Here is a 17789-nt window from a genome sequence, read left to right as displayed (position 1 = left end):
CGTCAGGCCGGTGCGGACGCCTCGACGGGAGCGGCGGAACGGGTGAGCCGCTGGGAGATCACCTGGGTGATGCCGTCGCCGCGCATACTCACGCCGTAGAGGGCGTCGGCGATCTCCATGGTCGGCTTCTGGTGGGTGATGACGATCAGCTGGCTCTTCTCCCGCAGCTGTTCGAACAGGCCGATGAGGCGGCGCAGGTTGGTGTCGTCCAGGGCGGCCTCCACCTCGTCCATCACATAGAACGGGGACGGGCGGGCGCGGAAGATGGCGACCAGCAGCGCCACGGCGGTCAGTGACTTCTCGCCACCGGAGAGCAGCGACAGCCGCTTGACCTTCTTGCCCGGCGGCCGGGCCTCGACCTCGATGCCGGTGGTGAGCATGTCCGACGGGTCGGTGAGCACGAGTCGGCCCTCGCCGCCGGGGAACAGTTTGGCGAACACCCCGACGAACTCGCGTTCCACATCGGCGTAGGCCTCGGTGAACACCTGCAGGATGCGGGCGTCGACCTCGGCGACCACATCCAGGAGGTCCTTGCGGGCGTTCTTGACGTCCTCGAGCTGGGTGGCCAGGAAGTTGTAGCGTTCCTCGAGCGCCGCGAATTCTTCCAGTGCGAGCGGATTGACCTTGCCGAGGGTGGCGAGGTCCTTCTCGGCGCGTTTGGCGCGGCGCTCCTGGGTGGCGCGGTCGTAGGGCATCGGCTGCGGCGCGGTGACCTGCTCGCCGCGCTCCTTGGCGTCCTCGTATTCCTGCATCTCCAGCGCCGACGGCGGCAGCGGCACATCGGGACCGTATTCGGCGACCAGATCGGCCAGCGCGATGCCGAACTGCTCGGAGATGGTGGTCTCGAGCTGTTCGATGCGCAGCGCCGCTTGCGCTTTGGCCACCTCGTCGCGGTGTACGGCGTCGGTGAGCTGGGCCAGTTGGGTGTTGAGGGCGCGGGCCCGTTCCTTGACCTGTTCCACGGCCGACGCGACTTCCCCACGGCGCCGGACCAATTCGTCGCGCCGGGCGGCGGCCGAGGCCACCACCTGCTCGAGTTCCTTCGCGATCTTGGCACCGGACTCGGCCACCGCGGCCGCGACGGCGGCCGCCTGCCTGCGCGCGGCCTGCGCTCGTTCGGCCCGCGCCCGCGCCTCCCGCTCGGCACGTGCGGCGCGCCGCAACGAATCCGCTTTGCCCCGAACCGATTCCGCACGCTCCTCGGCGGTGCGCACCGCCAGCCTTGCCTCGACCTCCATGGTCCGCGCCTCGGCAAGCGCGGCGGCGGCCTCTTCGCGGGCCCGCCCGGCGGTCTCGGTTCCAGCGGTGCCGTAGCTGTCGTCGCTGTCGTCGTGTTCGGTTTCGGCGTGGCGCAGCCGGTCCTCGAGCTCGGCGAGGGAGGCGAGGGATTTCTCCCGGGTCGCTTCGGCTTCGGCGCGCTGGGCGGTGAGCCGTTCGCCCTCGGTCTGCGCGGCGCGCGCGGTCTGGCCCACCCGGGCGAGCCGGTCGTAGATGGCCAGCAGCGCCTGATCGGATTCGTGCAGCGCCATCAGCGCGTGGTCGGCGGCCTCTTTCCGGTCGGTCTGCTCCGCGAGCGCACCCGCCAGCGCGGCCTCGAGCTCCTCGGCGCGGCGCTGCGCGGCGGCCAATTCGGCGGTGGCGGCGTCGATGTCGGCCTGGATCTCGAGCTGACTCGGCATCCGCTCGGAACCACCGATGATCCAGCCCGACCCGGCCAGATCACCGTCACGGGTGACGACCCGCAGTTCCGGTCGCTCAGCGGCCAGCGCCGTGGCAGCTGCCAGATCGTCGACGACGACAACACCTGCGGTGAGCGCGGCCAACGCGGACCGCACCTGCGCGGCACCGTCGACGACATCAGCGAGCCACCTGGCCCCTCCGGGCAGCGGCGCACGCTCAGCGTCTGCCGAGAGCGCACGACCTCGACCCGACCCCACCGAACTACTCCCGGCATCGGCGGGAGCGCGCTTCGCAGGCTGATCCGTTCCCCGCAAGCCACTCCCGGCATCGGCAAGAGCGCGCGTCACAGCCTCGCCCGCCGACGAGCCGCTCTCAGCAGCGGACGAGGCCGAACTCGCGGCGGCGAAGACGAATGCCACCCGACCACCGTCACCCGCTCGCAGCTCGCGCACAGCCGCATCGGCGGCCGCGGCGGTGTCGGCGGTGATCGCGTCGGCCAGCGGGCCGAGCAAGGCGGCGAGGGCGGCTTCGAATCCCGCTTCCACGCGCAGCAGCCCCGACAGCCGGTCACCGACGCCGCTCACCCCGTGTTCGAGCAGCCAGGCGGCGCCGTCCTTGCGGGCCAGGTTCATCTCGAGTGCTTCGATGCGCGCCCCGAGCCGGGCGACGAGTTTGCTCGCCTCGCGGTCCTGTTCGCGCAGTTCACGCACCCGCTCGTCGGCCAATTCCAAAGCGGCGACGGCATGTTCGTGCTGGGCGTCGAGCCCCTTCTCCCCCGCGTCGAGATCGCCGAGTTCGTCCTGCACGGTGTCGTATTCGGCCTGGGCGGCCTCGCCGCGGTGCCGCGCGTCGGCGATGGCGACCGAAAGCCGCGCGATCTCGGCGTCGACCGACTGCGCCCGGGTGCGCAGGTTCTCCACCTGGCCCGACAGCCTGGCCAGCCCTTCGCGGCGGTCGGCGATGGCCCGCACGGCGGCCAGGTGCGCCTGTTCGGCGGCTTTGGCGGCGTGTTCGCGATCGGCCAGCGCTTCCCGCGCGGCCTCGAGCGTCTCGGCCGCCATTTCCACGGCGTAGCGCAGTTCGGCTTCCTCGGCCTCGATCCGGTCGGCCTCGGCCTCGAGCTGCTCGGGGTCGCGGCCGGTGCCCACGGGTGCCTCGGTGTGCAGGTTGCGGGCGCGATCGGCGGCGATGCGGATGGTCGCGTTGACGCGTTCGGCCAGCGCGGAGAGCTGGAACCAGGTCTGCGCGGCCGCCTCGGCGCTCGGGCTCAGCCGCGACAACTGGAACTCCTGCTGCGCGAGCGCGGCATTGGCGGCGTCGAGTTCGGACTGCACATTGATCTGCTGCTCGCGCGCGTAGGCCTCTTTGCTCAGCTGCGACTCGAGTTCGCCGCGCCGCGTCACCAGGTCGTCGGCGGCCAGGCGCAGCCGGGCATCGCGCAGGTCGGCCTGCACGGTCTGGGCGCGACGGGCCACCTCGGCCTGCCTGCTGAGCGGTTTGAGCTGGCGGCGCAGTTCGGTGGTGAGGTCGGTCAGGCGGGCGAGATTGGCCTGCATCGCATCGAGTTTGCGGACCGCCTTCTCCTTGCGCCTGCGGTGCTTCAGCACGCCCGCGGCCTCTTCGACGAACGCGCGCCGGTCCTCTGGCCGCGACTCGAGAATCGCCGACAGCTGACCCTGCCCGACGATCACGTGCATCTCACGCCCGATACCGGAGTCCGACAGCAGTTCCTGCACGTCCATCAGGCGGCAACTGCTGCCGTTGATCTCGTATTCGCCCGCGCCGTCACGGAACATGCGGCGGGTGATGGACACCTCGGCGTAGTCGATGGGCAGCGCGCCGTCGGAGTTGTCGATCGTCAGCGTCACCTCGGCACGCCCGAGGGCGGCACGTCCGCTGGTCCCGGCGAAGATGACGTCCTGCATCTTGCCGCCGCGCAGCGCCTTGGCGCCCTGCTCGCCCATCACCCAGGTGAGCGCGTCGACGACATTGGACTTGCCCGACCCGTTGGGCCCGACGACACAGGTGATGCCGGGTTCGAAGCGCAACGTGGTTGCGGACGCGAAAGACTTGAACCCTTTCAGCGTCAAGCTCTTCAGATGCAACGCCACCCGCCTCTCCGGGAGTTCTGGCCAGACCTAGGTGCGAGAGGGCAAGACACGCGGCCTGCGGTTGGAACATCGCACCGGGCTGTGTTGCCGCCCGTGTGCTCGCGTGAGCCTATCCGATCGCCGTCGTGGCGCCGTGAACCTCCGGCCGGTAGGCGGACGAAGGGTTGACATTACACAGTGGAGGGTGGACGCTTGGTACCAGCAGATCACTGTGTTTGGTGAACGAGAGGTTGTCGGTATGGACATCACCCCCGGCACGCGCGCGTCCGATGCCGAGCGCAATGCGATCGTGGCCCAGCTGAGCACTCACCTGGCCGACGGCAGACTCGATCTGGCCGAGTACGACCTGCGCGTCGCGAAGGTCTACGCGACCACCACCCGCGACGACCTCGCCCTCGTCCTTTCGGACCTGCCTGCCCTGCCGGACAAGCAACCCACCACCCCGCCGAAGCAGGCACCGCGCATCCCCGTGTGGCAGCGCATCGAAGCGGGCAGCTGGCTCGGCGTGAGCATCATCGTGCTGGTCATCTGGGGCCTGATCTCGCTGACCGCAGGCGAACTCACCTACTTCTGGCCGATGTGGGTGATCGGCCCGTGGGGCGCGGTCCTGCTGTTCCGCGTGGTCACCGGCTGGGAGGCCCAGCCGGGCACGGCCACCCACCTGCGTCAGCTACAGAAGCAGATGAAGCACATCAACCCGCACTAGAGGATCGCGAACGCCACCACCAAGCCCAGGGCGAAGTGGGCGGCGGCCACGACGAGGACCTCGGGGGTGTAGGTGTCGGCGTGCAGGGTGCGGCCGATGTCGATGCCGGTGACCTTCTCGACCACGCGCACCGAGATCACCTGCGCGACGATGCCGACCAGACCGAACACGACCGCCGTGATCAGCCCCTGCGTCAGTTTGGCGCCCGGATCGGTGGCCAGCACCGCGAACACGACGATGAACGCCATGCTGATCATGCCCGCTGCCGAGACGATGATCGCGTTGGGCTTGCCCGCGATCACCAGGTCGCGCAACTTGCCGGGGGTGGTCAGGTCGATGGCGAAGAAGCCGATCAGCATCAGGATCAGGCCGATCAGGCAGTACAGGATGATGGCGCCGACGCCTTCACCGAGCGCACTCCAATAACCCGATTCCAGGGCGAGGGCGGTCATCGTGGTCCTTTCGAAACAGTGTTGTGGTCAGTCGACGATGCGGTGCGGGACGAACGCGGCGCCGTCATCGGTGATGAGGCCCGCGGTCTCGCGGATACCGAGCCCGGCGGCGTTGTCACCGACGACCCACGCCCCGAGCACGGGACGCATGCCGTCGAATTCCGGGAGCGGGTCGAGCAATTGGTAGACGAAGCCCTCGGCGCCGTACACGCCACCGGTCGCGGTCTCCATGCCGGGACCGACGATGGTCATGTTGGCGCCTTCACGGCCGAGCTTGGGTTTGCGGATGTATTCGGTGAGCTCGTGCGGGTCGTCGAGGTAGGCCGGCAACAGGTTCGGGTGGCCGGGATACATCTCCCACAGGATCGCCAGCAGCGCCTTGTTGCTCAGCAGAGTGGTCCACAGTGGTTCGATCCAGGCGGTCTGCGGGATGCTCGCGACGACGCGTTTGCCGAAGTCGTCGTCGAGGATCCATTCCCAGGGGTAGAGCTTGAAGACCGATTCGATGGGCGCCTCGGCGAGGTCGACGAACCGGCCGAGTTCGGTGTCGAACCCGACCTCCTCGATCGGCAGCGCGACGGTGTCGAAGCCCGCCTCGGCGGCGGTTTCCTGCATGTAGGCGGTGGTGACGTTGTCCTCACCGGTGGCGTCGGCACCCGACCAGGTGAAGTGCAGTTCGGTGCCGGGCAGCACATCACGCAGCTCGCCCCAGCGCTCCACCAGCTTCTCGTGCAGTGAATTCCATTGGTCCCCACCGGGATACACCTGCTGCAGCCAGTGCCATTGGATGATGGCGGCTTCGAGCAGCGAGGTGGGGGTGTCGGCGTTGTACTCGAGCAGTTTGGCTGGGCGGCGCGCGTCGTAGCGCAGGTCGAACCGGCCGTACACGTAAGGGTCACTGCGGCGCCAGGATTCGGCGATCGGGCCCCAACTCCATTCGGGCAGACCGAAATCGGCGTACCGCTCGGTGAGTACCACGTGTTCGGCCGCGTGCAGACACATCGACTGCAGCAGTTCCACATCGGCTTCCAGCGCGAGGATCTCGTCCATCGAGAACTCGTAGTGCACCGATTCGTCCCAGTAGGGCCGCGGCTGACCGCTGGCATCGCGGCCGGGCACGCCGTAGACGAGCCCCTGGCTTTCGATGATCTGCTGCCAGCCCGGCCGTGGCGTACTCGCGACACGTCGCACTAGGAACCACTCCCGCCGGACTTGCTGCCCAGGCCACCGCGCTGAACGGTGGTGCCGGACTTGGTCTTGATCTCGGCGTTGCGCGGTTTCACCGTGGTGCCCCCGCTCGGCGGCCGGCCGATGGTGGCGTTGCCGCCGTAGTGGTAGCGGTACTGCGGCCACCCGAGCAGGATCAGGCTGCCCATGCCACCGGAGTTGTCGCTGCGGAAGTTGGTCTTGCCGTCGCCGCAGTGCTCGTCCGGGACGACGACCTCCTGGCCGTTCTGGTCGATCTGCACGCAGGAAGCGGTGACCTGTTCGGGCGCGTTGACCGCCCGGTAGGCGAGGTAGCCGCCGCCGACGAGGGCGGCGACACCGACCACGGCGACACCGCCGATCATCACCCGTTTCCTGGTGCGGCGCTTGGCTTCCGCGGCTTCGGCGGCGGCGCGTTCGGCCTGCTCGGCCTGTTTGCGTGCCTTCTCGCGCGCCCGTGCCTCGGCGACCGTCGGCGGGCGGGGCTGGGTGCGGCCCGGTTCCTGCCTGGCCATTCGGCCGGGACGTGGTTGCGGCGGTTGTTGCGGTGGCGGCGGCCAGGTGGGCGGCGTGCCCGCGGGTTGTTCCGGCGGGGTCGGGCCCGCGCCGGAGTCGGGCGGGGTCCAGGGCGATGATCCGCCCGGCTCGTCCGGCTGGTCGGGCGAACCAGGGTTGTGTGTGCTCACTGCCGCCTAACCCCCGAAGTCACTTCTACCGCTCCTCGAATCCGGTCATGTCACCGCGCGCGGGCTCCCAGCTTTCCACAACCAGGTCGACCCGCCCAGGCGCCTTGCCGGACCGTAGCAGTTCCAGCAACTTCTCGCCCGAGCTTCGTTGTCCCTCGGCCACCACGTGGACCCGCCCGTCGGCGTGGTTGCGCGCGTACCCGGTGAGGTCGAGTTCCAGTGCACGCGAGCGTGTCCACCAGCGGAAACCCACACCCTGGACGTACCCGTGGACCCACGCGGACAGTCGGACAGGTTCGGTCACAACGGCTCCTCGAAGTCAGGCGTCGATGTCGAAGTTCAAGGTCACCTTGGTGCCCGCCTTGAGTGTGCGACCGACGGTGCACACCTTGTCGACGGCGCGCTGCACGGTGACCAGCAGTCGTTCGCGGGCCTCTTCGTCGAGTTCGGACAGATCGAGCTCGAACACCTCGTCGAGCTGCGGGTACAGCTCGTTCTCGCGGTCGGCGTCGCCGGAGACGCGGATGGTCGCGTCGAAGTCGTCGCCGAGGCGACGCGAGAGCGGCAGGTCGGAACTGAGCCCGGTGCACGCGGCGAGGGCGATCTTCAGCAGCTCACCGGGGGTGAACGCGCCGGGCACACCCTGCGAGGCGATCAGTACCTCGGCGCCACGGTTACTGCGTCCGGTGTAGGCCCGCGTGCCGGTGCGCTCGACCCATAGTTCGACGGGCGCGGTGGTCACGGGTGCGTTCTGCTCAACTGACATGGGCCTGATCCTGCCATCCTCGTGGGGAACAACTCACGCCTGGGAACGTCGGCGCCTCGATCGTCATTCCGGTGAGTGACGCCGCGCACTACCCCACTGAGGCATGTCCGGTTTCGAAAGGCACAGGTGCGGCCGCGCCCATGCGCTCGGCTCGAGGCCGGACTCCTGCGCCGCGCCTGGGCGAACCGTGTCACTGGTGGAAGCGATAGCCCATCCCCGGCTCGGTGAGCAGGTGGCGGGGGTGGGCGGGATCGTCCTCGAGTTTGCGGCGCAGCTGGGCCAGATAGACCCGCAGATAGTGGGTTTCGGTGGCATACGCCGGGCCCCACACCTCGCGCAGTAATTCCTTGCGGCCCACAAGTTTTCCGCGATGGCGGACCAGCATCTCGAGCATCCCCCATTCGGTGGGGGTCAGGTGGACGGGCGTGCCGTTCTTGGTGACCTGTTTGGTGGCCAGGTCGACGGTGAAGGAATCGGTGACAACCACCGGTTCCGCCTCGTCGGCCGCCCCCGCACCGCGCCGGACCGCCGCCCGCAGCCGGGCCAGCAGTTCGTCCATCCCGAACGGCTTGGTGACGTAGTCGTCTGCGCCCGCGTCGAGCGCCTCCACCTTGTCGGCCGAATCGGTGCGCGCCGAGAGCACGATCACCGGTGCCGAGGTCCACCCGCGCAGCCCGGCGAGCACCTCGATCCCGTCCAGATCGGGCAGGCCCAGGTCCAGGATCACCACGTGCGGCTGCTTCTCCGCGGCCACGCGCAACGCGGCGGCGCCGTTGCCCGCGGTGAACACCTCGTACCCACGCACCGACAGGTTGATCCGCAGCGCGCGCACGATCTGCGGTTCGTCGTCGACCACGAGCACGCGGGTGGCGGGCCCGGCCGTCCGGGAATCGCCGGGCTGTAGCGCGTCCGTCCCCGATGAGTTGCTCATGTCCTCACTTTCCTCGTCGCACGGCGGGGGCGGTCGAAGCAGACGCACCGGCGGGCAGGTCGAGCAGCACTGTCAGTCCGCCGCCTGGCGTGGGTTCGGCGTGGACGGTACCGCCCATGGCCTCGGCGAAACCGCGGACCACCGACAATCCCAAGCCGACGCCGGTGGTGTTGTCGCGGTCCCCGAGTCGTTGGAACGGTTCGAACAGGTGCTCCTCGCTACCCGCGGGCACGCCCGGCCCGGTGTCTACGACCGCGACGACGACCCGGTCGCCGACGCGGTCAGCGGTCACGCGCACGGGCGTGTCGCGTCCGGCGTGGCGCAGGGCGTTGTCCAGCAGGTTCGCCAGTACTCGTTCGAGCAATCCGCTGTCGGCCGACACCGAGATCTCACCGACCTCCACCGTCACCCGGTCCATCGCCGCACGCCGCAGCCCCCTCGTCCCCATACCCACGCTGACCAGTGCCCGATGTACCGCCTCGTCCAGATACACCTGCCGCGTCTGCGGCGTGACCACCCCGACCGCCAGCCGCGACGAATCGAGCAGGTTGCCGACCAGCGCGGTGAGCTGGTCGACGGATTCCTCGATGGCCTCGAGCAGTTCGCCGGTGTCCTCGGGCGAGAACTCCACGTCGTCGCTGCGCAGACTCGACACCGCCGCCTTGGCCCCGGCCAGCGGGGTGCGCAGGTCGTGGCTCACCGCCGACAGCAACGCGCGTCGCAGCCGGTCGGCTTCGAGCAGTGCGGCCGCCGCCCCGGCCTCTTCGGTGAGGCGCTGCTGACGCACCAAGCCGACGGCCTGGTTCGCCACCGCGTTGAGCACGGGCCGCTCCCCCGGATCGAGCGGATGCCCGGCAAGCAGCAGCACGCCGGTCGCGTCGCCCGCTTCGATCGCGGTCGCCGCGTCGGCGACCCGATGCGGCGGGTCGGCTCCGACCGAAGCGATCACTTCGTCACCGCAGCGCAGGCTCACCGCGCGTTGCCCGTAGACCTCGCGCACCTGTTCGAGCAGACGCGGTAGGTCGGCGCCGTGCAGCACCGCCCCGGCGAACAGGGTGAGCAGCTCGGCCTGGCGAGATGCCTTGCGCGCCTGCCTGGTTCGCTTCGCCGCGAGGTCGACGAGCGCCGCCACCGCCACCGCCACGATCAACAGCACGACCACGGTGACGAAGTTGTCCGGTTCGGCGATGGTGAGGCTGTAGCGCGGCGTGGTGAAGAACCAGTTCAGCAGCAGCCCCGACAGCAGGGCCGAGGCGCTCGCGGGCAGCACCCCACCGAGCAGCGCGACCGCGACGACCCCGACGAAGAACATCGCGCTGAGCCCACCGAGTTGCAGATGCCGGTCGAGCACCGCCCAGCAGAGCACGCTCACCAGCGTGGGCACGAGCAGGGCAGCAACCCAGGCGACCACGGGTTGGCGTGTTCGCAGCGGATTGCGCCGGACTCCACGGTTGGCTTCCTCGTGGGTCACCATGTGCACGTCGATCTTGCCCGAGCGTTGCACCACGGTGGAGCCGATGCCCTCGTCCAGCATCCGGGCCCACCGCGAGCGCCGCGAGGTGCCGAGTACCAGCTGCGTGGCGTTGACCTCGCGTGCGAATTCCAGCAGTGCCGTGGGCACGTCGTCGCCGGTGACCGTGTGCAGCGAGGCGCCGAGCGCGGCGGCGAGTTCACGCAGCCGCGCCAGGCGTTGCGTGGACACCCCGGCCAGCCCGTCGCCCCGGACCACGTGCACCACCACGAGTTCCGCGCTGGATTTCGAGGCGATCCGCCCGGCCCGGCGCACCACGGTCTCCGATTCGGGACCACCGGTCACCGCGACGACCACGCGTTCGCGCGCTTCCCACAGCTCGGTGATGTCGTGGTCGGCCCGGTACTTCGCGAGTGCCGCGTCGACCTGGTCGGCCAACCACAGCAGCGCGAGTTCGCGCAGGGCCGTGAGGTTTCCGGGCCGGAAGTAGTTCCGCAACGCCGCGTCGACCTTGTCCGCGGCGTAGACGTTGCCGTGGGAAAGCCTGCGCCGCAGCGCTTCCGGTGTCAGATCGACGAGTTCCACCTGGTCCGCCCCGCGCACCACCGCGTCGGGGACGGTCTCGCGCTGTTCGATGCCGGTGATCTGGGCGACCACATCGTTGAGGCTCTCGAGGTGCTGGACGTTCACCGTGGAGATGACGTCGATCCCCGCTCCAGAATCGCCTCCACGTCCTGCCAGCGTTTCTCGTGCGCACTGCCCGGGGCGTTGGTGTGGGCGAGTTCGTCGACGAGCACCACGGCGGGCTTGCGCGCGAGCACCGCGTCGACGTCGAGCTCGGGCAGTTCGGTGCCTCGGTATGGCACGGCCTTCGGCGGGATCCGCTCGATCCCGTCGAGCAGCTGGGCGGTCTTCGCCCGCCCGTGGGTCTCCACCACGCCCGCGACCACATCGCGGCCACGCTCGAGTCGCCGGTGTGCCTCACCGAGCATGGCGTAGGTCTTGCCGACGCCGGGTGCGGCACCCAGGTAGATGCGTAGTCGACCGCGTTTCACCGGTTCATCATCGCCCGGTGCACCGTCAACAACCCGCAAAGGCGGCGCCGCGGTGCGCTAAGGATCCGTAAGGAATGCCCGCGCCGCCCATCCGAAGGCCTTGACTCGGCTTGGCGCCCCACGGTGGGGCGCGAGGAGGTCGGACATGTCTGTGGTGGTGTTCACGGTGCTCACGGTGGCGGTCTTCGCGCTGCTCGGCCTGATCCAGCGCGGGATGGAGAAGCTGTGATCGCGAATCTGGTCGGTCTGGTGCTCGCCGCGGGTGTCGCCGTCTTCATGGTGGCGGCCCTGCTCTTCCCGGAGAGGTTCTAGTGACCACGACAACAGCGGGGATCGTCTTCCTCGCGGCCCTTGTGCTCGCGCTGGCACTGACGCACGTGCCGCTCGGTGACTACATGTACCGGGTGTACAGCGGCGAGCGGCATTCCCGTGCCGAGCGATTGATCTACCGCGCGATCGGCGCGCACCCCGACGTCGAGCAGACCTGGCCGGTGTACGCCCGCAGCGTGCTGGCCTTCTCGGCCGTCGGCGTGCTCGGCTTGTTCTTCTTCCAGCTGGTCCAGGGGGCGCTGCCGCTGCACTTGAACGATCCGGGCACCGAGATGACGCCGGCGCTGGCGTGGAACACCGCCGCCAGTTTCGTCACCAACACCAACTGGCAGAACTACTCCGGCGAGTCGACCCAGGGTCACCTGGTGCAGATGGCCGGGCTGACCGTGCAGAACTTCGTGTCGGCGGCAGTGGGTATGGCGGTGGCCGTCGCACTGGTCCGTGGTTTCGCCCGCCACCGCACCGGTGAGCTCGGCAATTTCTGGGTCGACCTGGTGCGCGGCACCGTGCGCATCCTGCTGCCGCTCGCGTTCGTCGTCGCGATCGTGCTGGTGGCCGGCGGGGTGATCCAGAACTTCCACCTGCACGACCAGGTGGCGCAGACCCTCGGCGGCGCCGCGCAGACGATCACCGGCGGCCCCGTCGCGAGCCAGGAGGCGATCAAGGAACTCGGCACCAACGGCGGCGGTTTCTACAACGCCAATGCCGCGCACCCGTTCGAGAACCCGACCACGTGGACGAACTTCGTGGAGATCTTCGCCCTGATGCTGATCGCGTTCTCGCTGCCGCGCACCTTCGGGCGCATGGTCGGCAGCACGAAGCAGGGCTACGCGATCGTCGCCGTGATGGGAACCATCGCTCTGGTGAGCGTTTCGTTGCTCAGCGTGTTCCAGTCGCAACACCACGGAACCGTGCCCACCGCCGTCGGTGCGTCGATGGAAGGGGTGGAAACCCGCTTCGGTGTGGCCGATTCGGCCGTGTTCGCCGGGGCGACGACCCTCACCTCGACCGGTGCGGTGAATTCCTTCCACGACTCCTACACCAGCCTCGGTGGCCTGGTGACCATGGTGAACATGCAGCTGGGCGAGGTCGCGCCCGGCGGGGTGGGTTCGGGCCTCTACGGCATGCTGATCCTGGCCGTCGTCACGGTGTTCGTCGCGGGCCTGATGGTCGGGCGCACACCGGAATACCTCGGCAAGAAGATCACGCCGCGCGAAATCAAGCTCGCCGCCACATATTTCCTGGTGAGCCCGCTGATCGTGCTGGTCGGCACCTCGGTCTCGACGGCCCTGCCCGGGCCGCGCGACAGCATGCTCAACAGCGGACCGCACGGCTTGTCGGAAGTGCTGTACGCCTTCACCTCCGCCGCCAACAACAACGGCTCGGCCTTCGCCGGACTGTCCGGCAACACCACCTGGTTCAACACCGCGCTCGGGCTGGCCATGCTGCTCGGCCGGTTCGTCCCGATCATCGTCGTGCTCGCACTGGCCGGTTCGCTGGCCGCGCAGGGCCACACGCCCGCCTCGGTCGGCACCCTGCCCACCCACCGGCCGCAGTTCGTCGGCCTGGTGGTCGGGGTGACGGTGATCCTGGTCGCGCTCACCTTCCTGCCCGCCCTCGCGCTGGGGCCGCTCGCCGAAGGAATCCACTGATATGACCGTCCCCACCCTCACTCCCCCGCGCGCACCGCGCACCGAGCGGGCCGCCCGCGGCGTTCTCGACCCGACGCTGTTGCGCACGGCGCTGCCCGAGGCGATCCGCAAACTCGACCCGCGCACCCTCTGGAAGAACCCGGTCATGCTGATCGTGGAGATCGGCGCGGCCTGGTCGACCGTGCTGGCGATCACCGAACCGTCGTTCTTCGCCTGGGCCGTCGTCGCCTGGCTGTGGCTCACGGTGGTCTTCGCGAATCTGGCCGAGGCCGTGGCCGAGGGGCGCGGCAAGGCGCAGGCCGAGAGCCTGCGAAAAGCCAAGACCGACACCGTCGCCCGCCGGCTCACCGACTGGACGCCGGGCGCCCCGCTCGTCGAACAGCGGGTTGCCGCACCCGAACTGCGTCGCGGCGACTTCGTGGTGGTGGAGGCCGGCCAGGTGATCCCCGGCGACGGCGATGTGGTCGAGGGCATCGCGTCGGTGGACGAATCCGCGATCACCGGTGAATCGGCACCGGTGATCCGCGAATCCGGTGGCGACCGTTCGGCGGTCACCGGTGGCACCACCGTGCTCTCGGACCGCATCGTCGTCCGCATCACCCAGGAGCCAGGCGCGAGTTTCATCGACAAGATGATCGCCCTGGTGGAAGGCGCGAACCGGCAGCGGACGCCCAACGAGATCGCGCTGAACATCCTGCTGGCCGCGCTGACGATCATCTTCGTGTTCGCGGTCGCGACCTTGCAGCCGTTGGCGATCTTCTCGAAGTCGAACAACCCGGGCGTTGCCGACACCCTGGCGCTCGACGGTGACGGCATCACCGGCATCGTGCTGGTGTCGCTGCTGGTCTGCCTGATCCCCACCACCATCGGCGCGCTGCTCTCGGCCATCGGCATCGCCGGGATGGACCGGCTGGTGCAGCGCAATGTGCTCGCCATGTCGGGACGTGCGGTGGAGGCGGCGGGCGATGTGAACACGCTGCTGCTGGACAAGACCGGAACCATCACGCTCGGTAACCGTCAGGCCGCCGAATTCGTCGCCGTGCCAGGGATTCTCGACGACGAGCTGGCCGATGCGGCGCAGTTGTCGAGCCTGGCCGACGAAACCCCGGAGGGCCGCTCGATCGTCGTCCTCGCCAAGGAGGTGTTCAACCTGCGCGAGCGCGGTGCGGGGGAACTGCCGGGCGCCGTCTGGGTGGAGTTCACCGCCCAGACGCGCATGTCCGGTGTCGACCTGGCCGACGGGCGCCGCTTGCGCAAGGGCGCTGCCGGTGCCGTCGCCGACTGGGTTCGCGCGCAGGGCGGTTCGGTACCGGCCGAAGCGTCCGCCCTCGTCGACGGTATTTCCGCGTCCGGCGGAACACCGCTGATGGTCGGTGAGGTCCACGGCGGCACCGCCCGCGTGCTCGGCGTCGTCCATCTCAAAGACGTGGTCAAACAGGGCATGCGGGAACGCTTCGACGAAATGCGGCGGATGGGGATCCGCACGGTGATGATCACCGGCGACAACCCGTTGACCGCCAAGGCGATCGCCGACGAAGCGGGCGTCGACGACTTCCTCGCCGAGGCGACTCCGGAGGACAAACTCGCCCTTATCAAGAAGGAACAGGACGGAGGCCGCCTCGTCGCGATGACCGGCGACGGCACCAACGATGCCCCCGCGCTGGCCCAGGCCGATGTCGGCGTGGCCATGAACACCGGCACCTCGGCGGCCAAAGAGGCGGGCAACATGGTGGATCTGGATTCGGATCCGACCAAGCTGATCGAGATCGTGGAGATCGGCAAACAGCTGCTCATCACTCGTGGGGCGCTCACCACGTTCTCCATCGCCAACGACATCGCCAAGTACTTCGCGATCATCCCGGCCCTGTTCGTGCCGCTGTTCCCCGGCCTGGACGCGCTGAACATCATGCGGTTGGCCAGCCCGCAGTCGGCGATTCTGTCGGCGGTGATCTTCAACGCGGTCGTCATCGTCGCGCTCATCCCGTTGGCTCTGCGCGGCGTCGGCTACCGGCCGAGCAGCGCGTCGGTCCTGTTGCGCCGCAACCTGACCGTCTACGGGCTGGGCGGCATCATCGTGCCGTTCCTCGGCATCAAAGTCATCGATCTGTTCGTCCGACTCCTTCCCGGGATGGCCTGACATGCGTACTTCGACCTGGTTCCGCCAGCACCTTGCCGCCCTGCGTGCTCTGCTGGTGCTCACCGCGGTCACCGGAATCGCCTACCCGCTGGCGGTTTTCACGATCGCCCAGTTGCCCGGTCTGGATCAGCGAGCCGCCGGATCGCTCGTCGAGCGGGACGGGAGGCTGGTTGGCTCGAGCCTGATCGGGCAGTCGTTCACCGCTGCCGACGGCACCGCCCTCGGGCAGTACTTCCAGAGCCGTCCGTCGGCGGCGGGTGAGGGCTACGACCCGCTCGCCACCGCCGCGAGCAATCTCGGCCCGGAGGACATCGTCGACACGGCGGACCGGATCAGCCTGCTCACCGCCGCCTGCGCGCGTTCTGCGGAGGTCGGTGTCCGTGAGGGGGTCGACGGCCGTCGCCAGTTCTGCACGGAAAGTGGTGTGGGCGCGGTGATCTCGGTGCTGGGTCCGCGCGATGCCGACGGAGACGTGTCGCGGCCGGAACGGGTGGTCAGTGTCAACGAGCCATGTCCGACGCGCCCCTTCACCGCCACCTTCCGTGGTGTCGCGGTGGAATGCGCGCGAACCGGCGAGGACTACTCGACGGGCGTGCTCGTTCCGGTCCTCGGCGACGCACCGGCCCACCCGGTGGTGCCCGCAGACGCGGTGACGGCCAGCGGCAGCGGCCTCGACCCGCACATCTCCCCCGAGTACGCCGCCATCCAGGTCGACCGGGTAGGGCGGGCACGCGGCATCTCCCCCGAGCAGGTGCGCACCGTACTCACCGAGCACACCCACGGTCGCACGCTGGGCTTTCTCGGTGAACCGCGCGTGCACGTCCTCGAGCTCAATCTCGCGCTGGACGAACAGTTCCCGCTGTCGCGCTGAACGGCTGCGCCGGGTACCGCGGGGGTTCCCGGCGCATCGCCGCGCTATTCGATCACCAGTTCCCAACCCTCGGGCAGGCTCGCGGTGAGTATCTCGGTGCCGCGCACTTCCATGTCGATCGTGTCGGTGCCGAGCCGGAAATCGGCCAGGCGGACGATGCCCCACGAGGCGGGGACGCGCGGGCGGACCGTCAGGGTCTTGGCGGGGACGTCCGGGTCGATGCCGACGAAGGAGCGGATGAGCAGCAACGGCGCGGCGCTGGCCCAGGCCTGCGGGGAGCAGGAGGTGGGGTAGGGCACGGGTGCGGCGAAGCGTCCCCGGGGGAAACCGCAGAACAGCTCCGGGAGACGGCCGTCGAAAGCCGCTGCCGCGTCGAGCAGCCCGGCCGAGAGCTGGGTGGCCAGTTCGATCGCGCCCGGCACGTGCTGGTACCGCATGAGCCCGGCCACCGCGATGGCCGTGTCGTGCGGCCACACCGAACCGCAGTGGTAGCTCATCGGGTTGTAGGCACCCATGTTGGAAGCCAGTGTGCGCAAACCGAATCCGCAGTCCATCTCCGGCGAGGACAGGTGCCGGATCAGGATCTCGGCGTGCTCGTCGGTGGCGATTCCCGACCACAGGCAGTGCGCCGCGTTGCTGGTGAGCGCGTCGACTTGGCGCTTGTTGCCGTCCAGAGCCACGGCGTACCAACCACACTGAGGTAGCCAGAACTGCTCGGCGAATTTCGTGCGCAAGGCGACGGCGCGTTCGCGCATCTTGCGGGCCAGCGGTTCGTCGTCGAAGGCGTCGGCGAGTTCGGCGCGCGCCAGCAGCGCCGCGTAGACGTACCCCTGCACCTCGCACAGCGCGATCGGGGCCTGCGCGAGCTGGCCGCTGGCGAAATTGATGCCGTCGAAGCTGTCTTTCCAACCCTGGTTGATGAGTCCACGGTCGGTGGCGCGCACGTATTCGACGAACCCGTCGTCGTCGCGGTCACCGAAATCGGTGATCCAGCTGATGGCGGCGTCGGCGGCGGGCAGCAGGGTGGCGATCGACGCGGGATCGGCCCCCCAGCGCAGACATTCGGCGAGCAGCATCACGAACAGCGGGGTGGCGTCGACCGTGCCGTAGTAGATCTGGCCACCGAGGACCTGCCCGACCGCCGGGCCGCGGCGCATCTCGTGCATGATGCGGCCCGGTTCCTCCTCGACCAGCGGATCCACTGTCTCGCCCTGCAATTCGGCCAGCTGCTGCAGCGTGCCGAGGGCGAGGTCGGTTTCCAGCGGCAGCGACATCCAGGCGGTGAGCAAGGAGTCGCGACCGAACAGGGTCATGAACCAGGGCGCGCCCGCCGCGACGAACGGCCGGCCGGTACCGGAATCGCTGTGGATCTGCAGTGCGCCGAGATCGCTTTCGCTGCGCCGCAGTATCCGGTTGAGCATCAGGGAATCGCTGGTGATGTCGGTGGCCGTCGCCCGCCAGGCCTGGATCTTCTTCACCGGTTCGCTCGCCCGGTAGCGTTCGCCCACCGAACCCTGCATCGGCGGGCGCTGGGCCGCGCCTGCGGGCAGGGCCGCGATCTCGGTCTGCCAGCGACCGCCCGCGGGCACGACGATGCGCCAGATCATGGTGCCGGGCAACACCATCGGCTCCACCGTCGAGGTGAGGGCGAGCCCGCGCGCCAGGTCGGCGCGGTCGTGCAGCAGCAGTTCGCCGTCGGCGGTGGTCATCTCCGCGCGGCGCCCACCCGCCCGAC

13 protein-coding genes and 1 pseudogene are annotated in these 17789 nt (G+C 69.2%); 5 read left to right on the top strand and 9 right to left on the bottom strand.

Annotation, left to right across the window (positions count from 1 at the left end; all coding sequences use genetic code 11):
- Positions 1–2: 2 nt before the first annotated feature.
- Positions 3–3785, bottom strand: coding sequence for an AAA family ATPase (locus tag HYG95_RS22825; RefSeq protein WP_181700922.1), 3783 nt, complete (start codon positions 3783–3785; stop codon positions 3–5).
- Positions 3786–4029: 244 nt separating this feature from the next.
- Here HYG95_RS22825 and HYG95_RS22820 point away from each other — a divergent pair, with 244 nt between their 5' ends.
- Positions 4030–4497 carry a DUF1707 domain-containing protein gene (locus tag HYG95_RS22820; RefSeq protein ID WP_181700900.1) on the top strand — a complete coding sequence of 156 codons (468 nt, stop codon included), beginning with the start codon at positions 4030–4032 and terminating at the stop codon, positions 4495–4497.
- On the opposite strand, the gene HYG95_RS22815 is transcribed toward HYG95_RS22820, so the two are convergent.
- From HYG95_RS22815 to HYG95_RS22785, 7 genes and pseudogenes are all read right to left on the bottom strand, one after another.
- The gene (locus HYG95_RS22815; RefSeq protein ID WP_067636770.1) at positions 4494–4949 is read right to left on the bottom strand and encodes a DUF350 domain-containing protein; all 456 of its coding nucleotides are present in this window, start codon (positions 4947–4949) and stop codon (positions 4494–4496) included. The two genes, HYG95_RS22820 and HYG95_RS22815, sit on opposite strands and share 4 nt — an antisense overlap.
- Before the next feature lie 27 nt (positions 4950–4976).
- Positions 4977–6140 (bottom strand): glutathionylspermidine synthase family protein, encoded by a 1164-nt coding sequence (locus HYG95_RS22810; protein ID WP_181700897.1) that lies wholly within the window; start codon positions 6138–6140, stop codon positions 4977–4979.
- Positions 6140–6841 carry a hypothetical protein gene (locus HYG95_RS22805; RefSeq protein WP_255495635.1) on the bottom strand — a complete coding sequence of 234 codons (702 nt, stop codon included), beginning with the start codon at positions 6839–6841 and terminating at the stop codon, positions 6140–6142. The genes HYG95_RS22810 and HYG95_RS22805 overlap by 1 nt, the downstream gene beginning before the upstream one ends.
- Before the next feature lie 25 nt (positions 6842–6866).
- Positions 6867–7145, bottom strand: a complete 279-nt coding sequence (locus tag HYG95_RS22800) for an acylphosphatase (RefSeq protein ID WP_181700895.1) — start codon at positions 7143–7145, stop codon at positions 6867–6869.
- Positions 7146–7160: 15 nt separating this feature from the next.
- The gene (locus HYG95_RS22795; protein WP_181700893.1) at positions 7161–7607 is read right to left on the bottom strand and encodes an OsmC family protein; all 447 of its coding nucleotides are present in this window, start codon (positions 7605–7607) and stop codon (positions 7161–7163) included.
- 190 nt (positions 7608–7797) lie between these two features.
- Complete coding sequence (locus tag HYG95_RS22790; RefSeq protein ID WP_220139731.1) at positions 7798–8538, bottom strand: response regulator; 741 nt, start codon at positions 8536–8538, stop codon at positions 7798–7800.
- Between the two features lie 4 nt (positions 8539–8542).
- Positions 8543–11064: pseudogene (locus HYG95_RS22785) on the bottom strand (ATP-binding protein).
- 100 nt (positions 11065–11164) lie between these two features.
- Here HYG95_RS22785 and HYG95_RS25000 point away from each other — a divergent pair.
- From HYG95_RS25000 to HYG95_RS22765, 4 genes are all read left to right on the top strand, one after another.
- The gene (locus HYG95_RS25000) at positions 11165–11293 is read left to right on the top strand and encodes a hypothetical protein (RefSeq protein WP_255495634.1); all 129 of its coding nucleotides are present in this window, start codon (positions 11165–11167) and stop codon (positions 11291–11293) included.
- An 82-nt stretch (positions 11294–11375) separates the two neighbouring features.
- Complete coding sequence (gene kdpA / locus HYG95_RS22775) at positions 11376–13046, top strand: potassium-transporting ATPase subunit KdpA (RefSeq protein ID WP_181700891.1); 1671 nt, start codon at positions 11376–11378, stop codon at positions 13044–13046.
- 1 nt (position 13047) lies between these two features.
- Positions 13048–15183: a potassium-transporting ATPase subunit KdpB gene (kdpB, locus tag HYG95_RS22770; protein WP_181700889.1), complete on the top strand. Its 2136-nt coding sequence runs from the start codon at positions 13048–13050 to the stop codon at positions 15181–15183.
- A gap of 1 nt (position 15184) precedes the next feature.
- Positions 15185–16054 carry a potassium-transporting ATPase subunit C gene (locus HYG95_RS22765; RefSeq protein ID WP_181700887.1) on the top strand — a complete coding sequence of 290 codons (870 nt, stop codon included), beginning with the start codon at positions 15185–15187 and terminating at the stop codon, positions 16052–16054.
- Between the two features lie 44 nt (positions 16055–16098).
- Here the strand turns inward: HYG95_RS22765 and HYG95_RS22760 are convergent.
- Positions 16099–17789 (bottom strand): amylo-alpha-1,6-glucosidase (locus tag HYG95_RS22760; protein ID WP_181700885.1); only part of this gene is annotated, 1691 nt, incomplete at its 5' end.

This window comes from Nocardia sp. GTS18, from assembly GCF_013839555.1.
Lineage (GTDB): Bacteria > Actinomycetota > Actinomycetes > Mycobacteriales > Mycobacteriaceae > Nocardia > Nocardia rosealba.
The sequence above is the reverse complement of the archived record's forward strand: the minus strand, read 5'-3'. Positions and strand labels throughout refer to the sequence as shown.

What these genes read in the sequence shown, in the direction of transcription:
- HYG95_RS22795 (WP_181700893.1), bottom strand. Translation starts at nt 7,607, where the DNA reads ATGTCAGTTGAGCAGAACGCACCCGTGACCACCGCGCCCGTCGAACTA.
- HYG95_RS22815 (WP_067636770.1), bottom strand. Translation starts at nt 4,949, where the DNA reads ATGACCGCCCTCGCCCTGGAATCGGGTTATTGGAGTGCGCTCGGTGAA.
- kdpB (WP_181700889.1), top strand. Translation starts at nt 13,048, where the DNA reads ATGACCGTCCCCACCCTCACTCCCCCGCGCGCACCGCGCACCGAGCGG.
- HYG95_RS22765 (WP_181700887.1), top strand. Translation starts at nt 15,185, where the DNA reads ATGCGTACTTCGACCTGGTTCCGCCAGCACCTTGCCGCCCTGCGTGCT.
- HYG95_RS22790 (WP_220139731.1), bottom strand. Translation starts at nt 8,538, where the DNA reads ATGAGCAACTCATCGGGGACGGACGCGCTACAGCCCGGCGATTCCCGG.
- HYG95_RS22820 (WP_181700900.1), top strand. Translation starts at nt 4,030, where the DNA reads ATGGACATCACCCCCGGCACGCGCGCGTCCGATGCCGAGCGCAATGCG.